The organism is Shewanella sediminis HAW-EB3 (assembly GCF_000018025.1).
GTDB lineage: Bacteria > Pseudomonadota > Gammaproteobacteria > Enterobacterales > Shewanellaceae > Shewanella > Shewanella sediminis.
Window position 1 is genome coordinate 2,546,974 of the sequence record NC_009831.1, and the last position, 15,026, is coordinate 2,561,999.

Annotated in this window: 11 protein-coding genes; 9 read left to right on the top strand and 2 right to left on the bottom strand. The window is 45.5% G+C overall.

Annotated elements, in window-relative coordinates; translation table 11 throughout:
• Positions 1–36 precede the first annotated feature (36 nt).
• Positions 37–1,263, top strand: coding sequence for an FMN-binding protein (locus tag SSED_RS10965; protein WP_012142449.1), 1,227 nt, complete (start codon positions 37–39; stop codon positions 1,261–1,263).
• Between the two features lie 281 nt (positions 1,264–1,544).
• Positions 1,545–2,420, top strand: coding sequence for a helix-turn-helix domain-containing protein (locus tag SSED_RS10975; RefSeq protein WP_012142450.1), 876 nt, complete (start codon positions 1,545–1,547; stop codon positions 2,418–2,420).
• A 96-nt stretch (positions 2,421–2,516) separates the two neighbouring features.
• On the opposite strand, the gene SSED_RS10980 is transcribed toward SSED_RS10975, so the two are convergent.
• Positions 2,517–3,278 (bottom strand): substrate-binding periplasmic protein, encoded by a 762-nt coding sequence (locus SSED_RS10980; RefSeq protein ID WP_012142451.1) that lies wholly within the window; start codon positions 3,276–3,278, stop codon positions 2,517–2,519.
• Between the two features lie 213 nt (positions 3,279–3,491).
• On the opposite strand from SSED_RS10980, the gene SSED_RS23645 reads away from it, so the two are divergent.
• The 7 genes from SSED_RS23645 to prpF all read left to right on the top strand — a co-directional run bounded on the left by SSED_RS23645 (position 3,492) and on the right by prpF (position 13,217).
• Complete coding sequence (locus SSED_RS23645) at positions 3,492–4,061, top strand: histidine phosphatase family protein (protein WP_012142452.1); 570 nt, start codon at positions 3,492–3,494, stop codon at positions 4,059–4,061.
• 759 nt (positions 4,062–4,820) lie between these two features.
• Positions 4,821–5,465: a hypothetical protein gene (locus SSED_RS10995; protein ID WP_012142453.1), complete on the top strand. Its 645-nt coding sequence runs from the start codon at positions 4,821–4,823 to the stop codon at positions 5,463–5,465.
• An 877-nt stretch (positions 5,466–6,342) separates the two neighbouring features.
• Complete coding sequence (locus tag SSED_RS11000; protein WP_012142454.1) at positions 6,343–7,005, top strand: GntR family transcriptional regulator; 663 nt, start codon at positions 6,343–6,345, stop codon at positions 7,003–7,005.
• Positions 7,006–7,073: 68 nt separating this feature from the next.
• Complete coding sequence (prpB, locus tag SSED_RS11005; RefSeq protein ID WP_012142455.1) at positions 7,074–7,952, top strand: methylisocitrate lyase; 879 nt, start codon at positions 7,074–7,076, stop codon at positions 7,950–7,952.
• 137 nt (positions 7,953–8,089) lie between these two features.
• Entirely contained in the window at positions 8,090–9,214 is a 1,125-nt protein-coding gene (gene prpC / locus SSED_RS11010; RefSeq protein ID WP_012142456.1) for a bifunctional 2-methylcitrate synthase/citrate synthase, read from the top strand.
• 66 nt (positions 9,215–9,280) lie between these two features.
• Positions 9,281–11,887, top strand: a complete 2,607-nt coding sequence (gene acnD / locus SSED_RS11015) for a Fe/S-dependent 2-methylisocitrate dehydratase AcnD (protein WP_012142457.1) — start codon at positions 9,281–9,283, stop codon at positions 11,885–11,887.
• Positions 11,888–11,999: 112 nt separating this feature from the next.
• Complete coding sequence (gene prpF / locus SSED_RS11020) at positions 12,000–13,217, top strand: 2-methylaconitate cis-trans isomerase PrpF (protein ID WP_012142458.1); 1,218 nt, start codon at positions 12,000–12,002, stop codon at positions 13,215–13,217.
• A gap of 177 nt (positions 13,218–13,394) precedes the next feature.
• Here prpF and SSED_RS11025 read toward each other — a convergent pair whose 3' ends face one another.
• Positions 13,395–15,005: an ABC-F family ATPase gene (locus SSED_RS11025; protein WP_041421642.1), complete on the bottom strand. Its 1,611-nt coding sequence runs from the start codon at positions 15,003–15,005 to the stop codon at positions 13,395–13,397.
• Positions 15,006–15,026 lie beyond the last annotated feature (21 nt).

Genomic DNA, 15,026 nt, shown 5'->3' on the forward strand with positions numbered 1-15,026 from the left:
AGCCCTGAGGTAAGTATCAGGGCTTTGAGAGGTGTTATGTATAGCAAGAAACGAAGCGATTTCTGGAAAAAAGTTGCCAGTATCGTGTCAGTGATACTCTTACTACTGGCCTGGTATGGTGGAAGTACCCGAATTACCGATAACCAGAGCGGTATGGTGGATCAGTTGTTGATTAAAGGAGATCTCTTAAATCAGATCGATGACCGCCTATATGAAGGGAGGATCCCGAATAACCTTAACCCGGTCGAGTATATCGGTCTTGGTAGTGGCATTGGCTACGGGGGCATGACTGAGGTTGCAGTGACAGTCTCTTCACTGGGGGAAATTCAACGAATCGCTGTATTATCATCTAAGGACACCAGCTCCTATCTGGATAAGGTCATCCAATCAAATTTGATGGAGAAGTTACTTGGAGAAAATATCAAATCGAACTTCGAAATTGATGGTGTCAGTGGGGCGACGATATCGACCAATGCATTAACCGAGGCCATTAAACGGGCAGCAGATCCGGTTAGGGTCGAACTGTTCGATATTAATCGAGCTGTGAATGAAAAGCCCATCTCTTATTTTCGATGGTTGGATCTGATGGCTATTGTGATGTTTACGATGGCTATTTTGGTGAACAAAACACGTCATCGCAAAAAGAGTATGTTCAACTGGGCGATTATGCTCACCTCTATGTGTGTATTTGGTTTTTACTCCTCTAGCTTATTTTCATCATCGACAATGGGGATCCTTATTTCAGGGACGTGGCTTAGCGGGCTGGGTAACTATACCTCGTTAATCTTACTTTCTCTGGTGATCCTATACATCATCGCGACGAATAAGAACGTGTATTGCAATACTCTCTGTCCCTTTGGGGCGACACAGGAGTGTTTGGCAAAGCTTGGCAATACAAAAACGATAAGTTTGACACCTGTTTTTTTTGAATGGTTTCCAAGGGGACTCTTACTGGTCACTTTATGCCTAGGCCTCTATTACCGCAATCCGGCGTCATTTTCATATGAACCATTCGGCATCATGTTTGGCATGATAGGTTCAATATATCTCTTTGTTTTAACGACGGTAACAATCGTAACGTCATTGGTTGTCAAGCGACCTTGGTGTCGAACCCTTTGTCCGATGAATCCAATGACAGATTTTATTCGGTTCAACAGGCAATGGTTTAAGTCAATGTTAAATAAACATCTAGCTAAAAGAGAAATAATGGAAGCTAATCAAATGGCTGATGCGGCAGTAAAGAGCAATGAGGTGTCTAAATGAGGAAGAAGTTGCTATTCATGTTTTACATTGTTTCAGCGGTGTTTGTGTGTGTTCACCTTGGGTTAAGGGTCAATCACTTGACTCGATTGGAAGCGAGTAACACGCCACTTTTTGTTGCTACCTATTCAGAGCATTCTACAAGCTCAAAGGTACCAGTAAATGACTCGATTAATTATAAAGAGTGGGCAGAAAAGTTTGAAGAGCAAACGAAGTAACATTTCTGTTAGCAACAGTAGCTGATGCATTGCGAGTGTATTAAATGAGTTATGAATGGGAATGTAATGAGTGAAGATATGATATTCGGTGTCGAGTTTCCACGGTCAAAAATTGATTTTGACTTCGCCATGCATACGATGCAGGATTTTTATAGTAACTATGAGAGAGGCTTGTTTACCGATCCCCACCGCCTGTTCTTTAACGCCATTATTTATATTACACATGGATGCGGCAAGCATTATGTTGATCATCAGGTGTGCCATATAAAGCCGGGAACAATACTGTTTATATCTAAATATCAGGCGCATAGATTTGAATATAATCCAGGGATCCGCGGCTACATCATACCTTTTTGCGACAATATTTTGTTTTACGGTAATGATGACCCTTATAAAAGCAGGATCCGTTCGGCTTTTGAAGACATCAATTTTTTGCATGAAAAAGAACAAACCTGCAGCTTCTTCTTTGACCAGTTATGGTTGGAGTACAAAAACCTACACAGCAATCTAAGCGAAGAGGTGATCCGTAACTCCTTGCGAACGTTAATATTAAAAACATTGGTTCGACAGCATCAATCATCCTTTGAATCAAATAGCCACGCTCACTATTCATCAGATTATTGTAAGTTTCATGATCTGATTAAGACACACTATGTGTATACCCGTACTGTAGAAAAATATGCAAATATGATGGGTGTTACGACAAAGAAATTGAACCAAATTGCCAAGGAAAATACCGGGAAAACAGGAAAGGAGTTGATCGATTCATATGCGGTTTTAGAATCTAAAAGGCTATTGGCATACAGTCAGGACCCGATTGCGTCTATTGCCCAGAAGTTAGGATTCAGTGAACCAACCAACCTGACAAAATTCTTTAAAAAGCACTGTGGTTTAACGCCTAAAGAGTTTCGCAACCTATGTTTATTCCATAATTCCAAATAGCTTCTTTTACTAAATAATGGATTTAGGCGAAACAATTGACCAAGTCTTAGATGCGACAACTGTATCGGTTCATGGTCAACACCATTAAGATTGATATCAATTCGTTATTAAATACTGTTGTAATATCTCGTCTACCTTTCCCTCTGTCGTGAGTTTCTCTGTAGCAGAGCGAATTTTACCTATCGGGAGCGGATTATCAGTCGAACCTTGCTTTGGGACTTGTAGCCAGGCTTCGATTGTTTTCAGGCTTAATCCCGGGAATTCGAATGACGACTGCAGGCCGAGTTTTTTGCTTTCATATAGAGCCGTATTATCAATTGTCAGAAACGCACTAATTCTATTCGAGTTCAGCATTTTTAAGCCCTGAGTAAAGTCCTTTAGCTCGAAGGTTGATAGCCTATCGTCCAGTAATATTTCGGGACAAAAATTAGTGCCTCTGAGGTAACCTATGCTAGCAACTTTATCCGGATCATAGATCTCTTCATGGCTCAGGAGTGGATTTCCTTTCTTTGTTAACAGGATGACATTTTGTATGAATAGCAGAGAGATGTAGTCAACTTCATCATCATTATCAGAATTTCGGCTAAATATGGCAAAGTCAGCGTTGCCGTTTTTAATGTAATTAACCACGCGGGAATAGGGTAATAACGTTATCTCAATCTGTATATTCGCTTCATCTGCTATGGCTCTTGCAATATCTGGAATGATGCCTTTGATGGCCCCATCTTCAACATAACCAAATGGTTCAAACTCAATAGAGGCGAAAGTATATTCATCAGCTTGCGAACAGGGAAGAAATAGAGGTGAAAATAACAACAGAAAGAGCAATGTAAGATGCCGGGTTCGCAAACTTGTCATTCTTGTCCTGCCATCGCCTTAGATAGATGTGTCTAAGTATAGCAAGTAAATTTGGCATGATTGAGCCTGTGTCGGTGGCCTCCACTTGTAGTTTAAGTCAACAAGAAACTCTGAAAACACTGTGAATTATCCCATAGCATAGGAGATGAGCTTGGTGATAAAATTCAGTGTTCAAGGCTTGTCTAAATACCCGTTCCAGGATCCACGTTAAGAATGAAAATACTCTTTTGTCGTCACGGTGAAACCCAATGGAATAAACAGGGGAAACTGCAAGGTCATCTCGATAGTCACTTAACTCTGGAGGGGCAGTGTCAAGCCAGACGGTTGGGCATTCAATTAGCCTCTCATAATCCTGATCTGATATTCACCAGCGATCTGGGCCGTGCCATGGCGACGGCGACTCTAGCCAACCATAACCTGAATTTACCCATCGAATCGTCCCCCTTATTGCGTGAGCGATGCTTTGGTGAGTTACAGGGACTGCATAATAGTGAATCTCAGGATCTGTGGGGAGCTTACGAGCGGCGATTCATCGACAATGAGATGGACATTGAGGGGGCTGAATCCGCTACTGATGTATTGAGTCGGGTACAGCACTTCTTGAAGGGGTTATCTTACATAAATGTAGAAACCCTGGTGGTTATCGGCCATGGGGAATGGTTACGAGTCATTCAAAATTTCTTCGCCGGAGAACAAGCTTGGTCCAACCGTCAGTTACTGCCAGGTAATTGTGAAATCATCGAATTTAACCTGCAAAATTTTCGGCTTGATGCGCTAACCTAAAACCCCGCTTTAGCTTCGGGCTGAGTTGGTATTAGATAATTTTTTGAAGGTTATACCTTCATTGCTATCTATCACCAGCGGTGAGTGCTGTGCATGGATGCACCAATGTCGTAATCACAGGATGTGAAAGAACGACCTTATGTGCAGATACTCCTGCGAAACACCGTAAATCCTTCCATGGAGGCTCGACGATGGCATCCATGCCATCAACGTCCGCAGCCGCATTACACTGGGTTAATTTCTCTCTTCGATTGAGGTTCGATTGTTTTGGCTAACTTGGAAATGCCCCATTTCGTGTTAACACTGCTGTTGAGTCGAAAGTCACTATTTTAGCTTTGCCATATAAAAGCTCATGCGCTGAGCTTACTGCTCCGCATCCTCAATCCACATAATTAATAGCGTTCCTTTCTCTATATCAAACTGTTTTTTACTTTGGCATGGTAATCCTGCTTACCAAAGGCTACTGGCTAGCTAATCCCAGTTTTTAATGAAGTTCAACAGTAGAGTTGTTGTTTCTAGCTAAATACAGCATTGAAGTGAATCATGCCATTGAAATACCTGTTATTTTTTTGCAGTTCATCACAAACTTGGTTGCAACGGTATTGTAACTTCGCTGCAACACTGATTGAAGGTGTTGCAATTATGGATAAGGAGATCCTTTTGGTTTTTAAGCAGAAAATTCTGGCTTATAACTCTTCTCAAATCTTCTTACCATCCTTTTTAAATAAATTTATTTAAAAATTATTTATTGGAGTGGTTATGAGAGAGTATTGTTTTGGTATTATCCTACTCGCTGGATTTTTAGTCGGATGTAACTCAAGTAATGATAATGTTGACGGAACTCATCCCAATGAACTTCCACATGAATATTTCTTTTATGATACTGAACTTGTTGGTGAATATGTCATACAAGACGGATTTATTGGGACGCTGGATATCCAGATACGGGATGTTAATAACTTAATTGCAACGCTAGAAATGGTGTGTGATAACACTATTGATTGTAGTGGTGTAAAGCAGTTCAAGTATTCAGGAACTTATTCCACCTTTGTCTTTGATTTGAAGCCGGAGATTGGTAATGATTACACTATCGACTCTATAAGGGACAACTTTCAAAAGCTCGATTTGAAATTGAGACTTATAGAAAAAGAAAAGCCGGAATTCACGATTAGCTTCGATACTTCTATTGATGTTATCGACACTATGCTGATGGGAGGTCAGTTGACTCTTGATAAGGTCCAGGACGGTAAGCTGCATGGTTCTGTCACCGGGCTTATTAATGAGTTCACCCAATTTAACATGAGTCAGCAGTGTCAAGAGGCGCCCACTGCAGACTGTTATACCTACCACAATGCTGCTGTGAATTATAAAGTCGCGTTCGCGTTTACACTACCAAATGATTAAAAACTATAGGTAGAAATAAAGCTCGTATCTTATGATAAAGATACGAGTTTCTTTCTGCCCTTATCAGAAACTCTTCGTAACATATCAAATTGAGAAATAGTAGAACCAAATAAAAAGCCATGTTGGTGGTAAGCCCCTAGAACACAGGATAATTTCTAGTTTCGCCTTGGGCTGCTCTAAGGTGTTGCCATACTTTTCCTAATGCCAACAGCCATTTTTAAAGCTTTGGTTCTAGCACGTTTCTGTCCATAAATGCGTTACAGAGTACCCGCCACCCAAAGTCGAAGAGATAAACATTCAAGTGTAAACGCGGCTGTGACCGTCCGTGACAGGGATGTCACGGCCGAAGCTATAGGGACCCTTTCCGTTAATAGGGAGGTTTACATTTGCACATTAGGTCGTTCTTAGGCATCCTGCCTTCACGACATTCGTATGTCCTATACAGCACCTGCTGCAAGCAATTGGTACAAGTAGGGCTATGGTTTCCCACGAGTAAATCCAAGACCAAACCAGGTTAATGAATCTAACCTAAAAAGATATTTGAAACTTGTGATCCGACAAGTAGACAAGTTTTTGTCCAAATGTGACTTACAAAATGATCAAACTTTGATTGTCTTAAGACACATTTCCTCTAGCTCAGTAACCCGATCAGACAGAATTAGGACGTATTACTCGGTTCTGACGTCCTCCTCCTTATCTAACTTTCTGTTTTATTGATACTTCCTTCAGCTTCTCACACCGACTAGGTGATTAATTGTTCAATATTAGGACGAATAGTTGAGTCTTTTTGTCGACAATGTGTCGGTTTTTTATTGACCAGCTCGGCAAAGTAGGGTTATATTGTCGACAATCTGATTTGTAATGAATATGTAAATATATGACCTTTTTCAACGAGCAGCCTGTTACAGCGGCAGATAAAACATTTTTTCAAATGCGAAAAGATATTGTTGAGGGGGAGATCGCTTCCGGATCTAAGCTTAGTGAAACTGAGTTGTCGACAAAATATGCCGTGAGCCGTGCCGTCGTTCGCGAAGCCATCAATCGTCTCGAGTCCTGTAATCTGGTCGAGCGTAAGGCAAATGTCGGCGCCAGAGTGGTCACCTTAACACCGGAAGGCTTAGTCGAGCTCTATCAGGTTAGAGAGTCTTTAGAGGGGATGGCTGCGAGGTTAGCTGCAAAAAATATGACCGATCAGGATATTGGCGATCTGAATGTGCTATTAAATACCCATTTTCAAAAGGTCAAAACCGGCGAGTCCTATTACCAGGAAGCCGGTGATGTCGATTTTCATTATCGAATCATTCTCGGCAGTAAGAATAAGCACCTTATATCCATGTTAATAGACGGCATTTATCACCTGGTTCGTATGTACCGGGTCCAGCTTGGAATGACGGGCCCCAGGATCACTACAGCATTTGATGAACATAAGCACATAGTCCAAGCCATATCCAATCGGGATGAAGAGCTGGCAGAGATGCTGATGCGTCGTCACATCTTGTATTCGAAAAATAATGTCGAAAAGAAATTAGCAAGCAATTAATTAGCAGTTAGTTAGCAGTTAATTAAATTTAAACCGATTTAGTATCCAGCTCTAAAGGGAGAACAAAGATGAGTGCAGGTAAGAAGTTTCGTCAAGCATTGGCTGACAATAAACCGTTGCAAATAGTGGGGACCATCAACGCTTACTCGGCAATGATGGCAAAGCAGATTGGCCATCAGGCTATCTATCTTTCCGGCGGCGGTGTCGCTAATGCCTCTTATGGTCTGCCGGACTTAGGTATGACATCACTCAACGATGTGATTGTCGATGTGCAGCGCATCACCTCGGCTTGCGATCTCCCTCTGCTTGTCGATATCGATACCGGTTGGGGCGGGGCATTTAACATTGCCAAGACCGTTCGTGATATGGAAAAAGCCGGCGCTGCGGCGGTTCATATGGAAGATCAGGTTGCGCAGAAACGTTGTGGTCACCGCCCGAATAAGGAGATCGTTTCAACGGCAGAGATGGTCGACCGTATTAAAGCGGCGGTAGATGCCCGTACCGATCCCGATTTCTTCATCATGGCACGTACCGACTCATTCGCTCAAGAGGGGCTGGAAGCGGCGATTGAGCGCGCTAAAGCCTATGTAGCGGCCGGCGCCGACGGTATCTTTGCCGAAGCGGTTAAAACAGAGGAGCACTATCGTGCCTTTTCTGATGCGCTTGATGTGCCTATTCTTGCCAACATCACAGAGTTTGGTCAAACGGAGCTCTGGAACAAGGAGCAGCTAGGAGAGTGGGGCGCAGCGATGGTGCTTTATCCATTGAGCGCATTTAGAGCCATGAATAAAGCGGCCGAGATGGTATACACCTCTATACTCGACAATGGCGACCAAAAAGCAGTGGTCGATTCGATGCAAACGCGTATGGACCTATACAACTACCTGGGATACCACGAATACGAACAGAAGCTCGATAGCCTGTTTGCAGAAGGTAAAAATCTCTGATCCAGATAGAAATATTTTAGTTAACACCCTACAGCTTATGTTTTGTGACTAGCCTGGTAAATACCAAAATAGGTAATAATCGAGCCTTAAACTCATACCAACACATAAGAGCAGATAAATAATAAAAGGAACACGTTATGGTAGATAAGAAACTCAGTGGTGCAGGCCTTCGTGGTCAAAGCGCAGGTGAAACAGCCCTTTGTACAGTTGGAAAGTCAGGTTCAGGCCTGACCTACTGTGGCTATGATGTTTCAGACTTGGCCGATAATGCGACATTCGAAGAGGTAGCTTATCTGCTGTTTAATGGTGAGCTGCCAAATCAGACTCAGCTGGATCATTATAAAACAGAGTTATTCGCCCTGCGCGATCTCCCTCAAGCGCTGAAAGAGGTCCTGCAGCGGATCCCGGCCGATGCGCACCCAATGGATGTGATGCGTACAGGTTGCTCATTTTTGGGAAATCTTGAGCCGGAAAACGATTTCACGGAGCAAAACAGAGCGGCAAACCGGCTGTTAGCCGCGTTTCCTGCCATCATGTGTTACTGGTATAAATTCTCTCACGAAGGTGTTGAGATTGATTGTGTGACTGAGGAAGACTCTATCGGTGGACACTTCCTGCACCTGCTTAACGGTAAGGCACCATCGGAGCAGCACCGCCGCGTGATGGATGTATCGTTAATTCTCTATGCCGAGCATGAGTTCAACGCATCGACATTTACCGCACGCGTGTGTGCATCCACTCTATCAGATATGTTCTCATGTATTACCGGTGCTATCGGAACCTTACGTGGGCCACTGCATGGTGGCGCGAACGAAGCGGCAATGGATATGATCCAAAAATTCAGCTCGCCTGCAGATGCCAAGACTCAAATGGCCGGCATGCTGGAGCGCAAAGAGAAGATCATGGGCTTTGGTCATGCAATCTATCGCACTTCTGATCCCCGAAATGTCATCATTAAAACCTGGTCTGAAAAGCTGGCTAATGAATTCGGCGATACGTCACTTTATGATATCTCTGTCGCCTGTGAAGAGTTCATGTGGGACAGCAAGAAGCTGTTTTGTAATGCGGACTTCTTCCATGCATCGGCTTATCACTTCATGGGTATTCCGACTAAGCTGTTTACGCCAATATTCGTCTGTTCACGTCTTACTGGCTGGGCCGCTCATGTGATGGAGCAGCGCTCTAACAACCGTATCATTCGCCCGAGCGCAGACTACATAGGTTCAGAGCCAAGAACCGTCACACCTATCAGTCAAAGATAAGCAGTAAGGTCCTGAGATAGCCATCTCAGGACCACAAATCCTTTCGATAAAGAAGCGGAATCAGCTATGAATACCTCATACCGTAAACCATTACCGGGTACAGATTTAGATTATTATGATACCCAAGCCGCCGTCGATGCCATCAGCCCCGGTGCCTATAGCAAACTTCCCTATAGCTCTCGTGTATATGCCGAAAACCTGGTACGCCGCTGCGACCCTGCTAAGCTCACCGATTCGTTAAAGCAGATCATCGAACGTAAGCGAGACCTCGATTTCCCTTGGTACCCCGCACGCGTGGTTTGCCACGATATTTTAGGCCAAACGGCTCTGGTTGATCTGGCTGGTTTACGTGATGCGATTGCCGATAAAGGGGGAGATCCGTCGAAGGTTAACCCGGTAGTGCCGACTCAGCTAATTGTCGATCATTCACTGGCTGTTGAGCATGCGGGTTTTGAGAAAGATGCCTTCGAGAAAAACCGCGCCATTGAAGACAGACGAAATGAAGACCGATTCCATTTCATCAACTGGACTAAAACCGCCTTTAAAAATATCGATGTGATCCAGCCGGGTAACGGCATCATGCATCAGATTAACCTCGAGAAGATGTCGCCTGTTGTGCAATCCCGTGATGGCGTCGCTTTCCCCGATACCTTAGTCGGTACCGACAGCCATACGCCCCATGTCGATGCATTAGGCGTAATCGCAATCGGCGTCGGTGGACTGGAAGCCGAAAGCGTAATGCTGGGCCGCCCATCTTATATGCGCCTGCCGGACATCGTCGGCGTCGAGCTGGTGGGTAAGCGTCAGAGCGGCATTACCGCTACCGATATCGTGCTGGCTATCACTGAATTCCTGCGTAATGAGAAAGTGGTTTCTACTTACCTCGAGTTCTTCGGCGAAGGTGCGGCGAATCTGACCTTGGGCGATCGCGCAACGATCTCAAACATGACTCCTGAGTTTGGCGCCACTGCCGCCATGTTCTATATCGATGATAAGACCATTGATTACCTGAAACTAACGGGGCGTGATGACAGCCAGGTTAAGCTCGTCGAAACCTACGCTAAGCAGAGCGGACTTTGGGCCGACAGCCTAAAAGATGCAGAATATGAGCGTGTACTGCACTTTGACCTGTCGGCGGTAGGACGTAACATTGCCGGGCCATCTAACCCACATCGCCGCGTATCCACGAGTGATCTTGCCGAAAAAGGCATTAGTGGCGTTGTTGAGAATGAAGAGGGCTTAATGCCCGATGGCGCCTGTATTATCGCTGCGATCACCAGTTGTACTAATACCTCTAATCCACGTAACGTGATTGCCGCGGGCTTGCTTGCGCGTAACGCAAATACAAAAGGACTGACCCGTAAGCCGTGGGTAAAAACCTCATTAGCACCGGGATCTAAAGCGGTTCAGTTGTATCTTGAAGATGCGAACTTATTGCCTGAGCTTGAAGCGCTCGGTTTCGGTATCGTCGGTTTTGCCTGTACCACCTGTAATGGCATGAGCGGTGCGTTAGATCCTGTGATTCAAAAAGAGGTGATCGAACGCGACCTTTACACTACAGCAGTACTTTCGGGTAACCGTAACTTCGATGGTCGTATTCATCCTTACGCTAAGCAGGCTTTCCTGGCGTCGCCACCTTTGGTTGTCGCCTACGCGATTGCCGGTACTATTCGATTCGATATCGAGAAAGACAGCCTGGGAACAGATAGCGACGGCAATGCGATAACACTTAAAGATATCTGGCCATCTGATGAAGAGATCGATGCCGTTATCGCGAAGAGCGTGAAGCCAGAGCAGTTCCGAAAAGTCTATGAGCCGATGTTCGACATTAAAGTGGAGTATGGCACCGATAACGATCCGCAATACGATTGGCGTCCACAGAGTACCTATATTCGTCGCCCTCCATATTGGGAAGGCGCGTTAGCAGGTGAGCGTACCATGAAGGGGATGCGACCACTGGCGGTGCTTGGTGATAACATCACAACCGATCACCTGTCACCGTCTAATGCCATCATGCTGGACAGTGCCGCTGGCGCCTATCTGGATAAAATGGGCTTACCTGAAGTGGATTTTAACTCCTATGCAACGCATCGCGGTGATCACCTGACCGCACAGCGCGCTACCTTTGCAAATCCTAAGCTGTTTAATGAGATGGTGACTCAGCTAGGTAAGAATGGTGAAGTCGAGGTTAAGCAAGGCTCTTTTGCGCGTATCGAGCCAGAGGGACAAGAGTCACGTATGTGGGAAGCGATTGAGACCTACATGGAGCGCAAGCAGCCGCTTATCATTATTGCGGGTGCCGATTATGGTCAAGGCTCATCACGGGATTGGGCGGCCAAGGGCGTTCGTCTTGCCGGTGTTGAGGTGATTGTCGCCGAAGGGTTCGAGCGAATTCACCGTACCAACCTAGTTGGTATGGGCGTCTTACCGCTTGAGTTCACTAATGGTGATAATCGTCATAGCTATCAAATCGACGGTACAGAAACCTATGATGTGTTTGGTGAACGAACACCTGGCGCGGCATTAACTGTGGTGATGACGCGTAAAAACGGTGAGCATGTTGAAATAGCGGTTAAGTGTCGCTTAGATACTGCCGAGGAGGTCTCTATCTATGAGGCTGGCGGTATCTTGCAGCGCTTCGCTCAGGACTTCTTAGCGTCGTCTGTTGCATAACCGGTAGCGGTTGATGGCAGTAAGTGCGCCGGATTTGAGCTTTTAGCGCTAATCCGGCGCTTGTTTAACCCTCTCAAATTCATATCGAGTAAGAATGTTAACGGGTACCCCTATGACTAGCAAAAAGGTTCATCCACCTCAAAAGCATCTACCTCAAATAAAGGTGCCTGCGACCTATATGCGCGGCGGCACCAGTAAAGGTGTGTTTTTTAACTTAACCGAACTGCCAAAGTCCGCACAAATAGCGGGCAGCGCCCGAGATGCATTGTTGCTGCGGGTTATCGGTAGTCCCGACCCATATGGAAAACAAACCGACGGCATGGGCGGTGCGACCTCAAGTACCAGTAAAACCGTTATCGTTGCGAAAAGCGCAAAGGCCGATCACGATGTCGATTACCTGTTTGGCCAAGTGGCTATCGATAAGCCATTTGTCGATTGGAGCGGTAACTGCGGTAACTTGTCTGCTGCCGTCGGCTCTTTCGCCATCAGCAGTGGCTTAGTCGATCCTAGTCGCATACCTGAAAATGGCATTGTTGTGGTTCGAATTTGGCAGAAGAACATCAGTAAAACCATTATTGCCCATGTCCCCATCACCAATGGTGAAGTACAGGAAACCGGTGATTTTGAATTGGACGGTGTGACATTTCCTGCGGCAGAAGTTGAAGTCGAATTTATGGACCCTGCCGATGGCGAGGGGGCTATGTTCCCAACGGGTAACTTAGTCGATGATTTAGTATTACCAACCGATGTGATTGCCAGCGGTGTGCTTAACGCCACCATGATCAATGCCGGTATTCCAACTGTGTTCGTCAACGCGAAAGATTTAGGCTACACAGGTGCCGAGTTACAAGAGGCCATCAATGGAGATGTGAAAGCTCTGGCTATGTTTGAAAGCATTCGTGCACATGGCGCTGTTAAGATGGGCCTGATAAAGCATATTGATGAAGCGGCAGGGCGCCAGCATACACCCAAAGTGGCCATCGTAGCAGAGCCCGTTGATTACACCTCATCGAGTGGGAAATTGATCAATAAAGCCGATATCGACTTAAACGTACGCGCACTCTCTATGGGTAAACTCCATCATGCCATGATGGGAACCGCGGCAGTTGCCATCGGCACCGCTGCGGCAATACCCGGCACACTGGTGAGCTTGGCGGCGGGTAATATCGAGAGAGAAAGTGTCCACTTTGGCCATCCTTCGGGCACGTTAAGAGTGGGTGCACAGGCAAGTCTTGTAAATAGTGAGTGGAGAGTGAATAAAGCGGTAATGAGCCGCAGCGCACGAGTGCTGATGGAAGGCTGGGTGCTTGTCCCGGCCGATGTGCTCTAAATTGGTGTCTGTAACTCAGTAATAGAAACGGGTCACGCTAAGGTAAAAAAGATAGGCAAAAACAAATAGCTAAAAACAAAAAAACTGTCACTCATTTGTTCTCTATAGGAGAACATGGTGACAGCTTTTACGTGTTATCTTTATTACTTTTTTAATAAAGGGATAACTTCAGGCTGATTAGGAGACTTTTCTCGCTTCCATCTCTTGCTGGCTTGCCATGTACTCGTTGAACGTACCTTGGAAGTTAACCAACCGCTTATCTTTTACGTCGATAATTCGCGTGGCCAGCGATGATACAAACTCACGGTCGTGGCTAACGAAGATAAGTGTACCTTGGTAGGTCTTTAGTGCGTTGTTTAACGCTTCAATCGCTTCCATGTCCATATGGTTGGTTGGCTCATCCATAATGAGCACGTTGATGTCCATCATCATTAACTTGCCGAATAACAGGCGGTTTTTCTCACCACCCGAGCAGTTTTTGACTTTCTTGTTGGCATCATCTTCTGTGAACAAGAGGCGGCCTAACATGCCACGGACCATTAAGTCGTTGTGCTTAGGTGTGCGCCACAGGGACATCCAGTCGAATAGGTTTAGGTCGTTATCAAAATCTTTGCTGCTGTCTTGTGGGCAATAGCCGATAGACGCATTTTCAGACCACTTGACCACACCTTGGTTGTTTTGTAATTCATTCACTAAACAACGCAGGAAAGTCGATTTGCCGACACCGTTCTCACCGATAACAGCAAGTTTTGCACCAGCCTCGAGAATAAGCTCGCCGCCTTCGAATAAGATCTCATCGTCAAAACCGTGACCCAGATTTTCCAATACCAGCGCTTGGCGATGTAACTTCTTACCATCGTCGAATCTAAGAGATGGCGTCATACGGCTAGACGACTTAACCTCATCGAGTGAGATTTTTTCGAGCTTCTTAGCACGAGAACTGGCTTGTTTCGCTTTAGATGCGTTGGCACCGAAGCGGTTAACGAAGTCTTGTAGCTCGTTCATCTCGGCGCTCTTCTTAGCGTTACCGGCGAGTAACTGCTCTTGAATTAAGGCTGCGGCTTCCATGAAGTACTCATAGTTACCCGGATAGATGCGTAGCTCACCGTAATCAATATCTGCCATATGCGTACAAACAGTGTTTAAAAAGTGTCTGTCGTGAGAGATGATGATCATGGTGCACTTACGTTTGTTTAGCTGACCGGCCAACCAGTTAATGGTGTGAATATCCAGGTTGTTGGTAGGCTCATCGAGCAGCAATATATCAGGGTTTGAGAATAATGCCTGTGCCAATAACACACGTAGCTTCCAACCCGGTGCGACTTGGCTCATTAGGCCAAAGTGAAACTCTTCTTCGATACCGGCTTCGAGTAAAATTTCACCCGCACGGCTTTCAGCGCTGTAACCGTCCATTTCGGCAAATTCGCTTTCGAGCTCACCTACCTTCATGCCATCTTCTTCGCTCATCTCTGGTAGCGAGTAGATCCGCTCACGTTCCTGCTTTACTTCCCACAGTTTAGCGTCGCCCTGAATGACGGCGTCAATCACGCTGAACTCTTCAAAGGCAAACTGATCCTGGCTTAGTGTGCCGACCTTTTGGCCTGGTGTGATTGAGACATTACCAGAGGTAGGCGCAAGCTCACCACTGAGGATCTTCATAAACGTGGATTTACCACAACCATTTGCGCCAATTAAACCGTAGCGGTTGCCATTACCAAATTTAGCGGAAATGTTTTCAAACAGAGGCTCCGGGCCGAACTGCATCGTGATGTTTGCGGTAGAAATCAATGGAATATCCTGAAAAGTTAA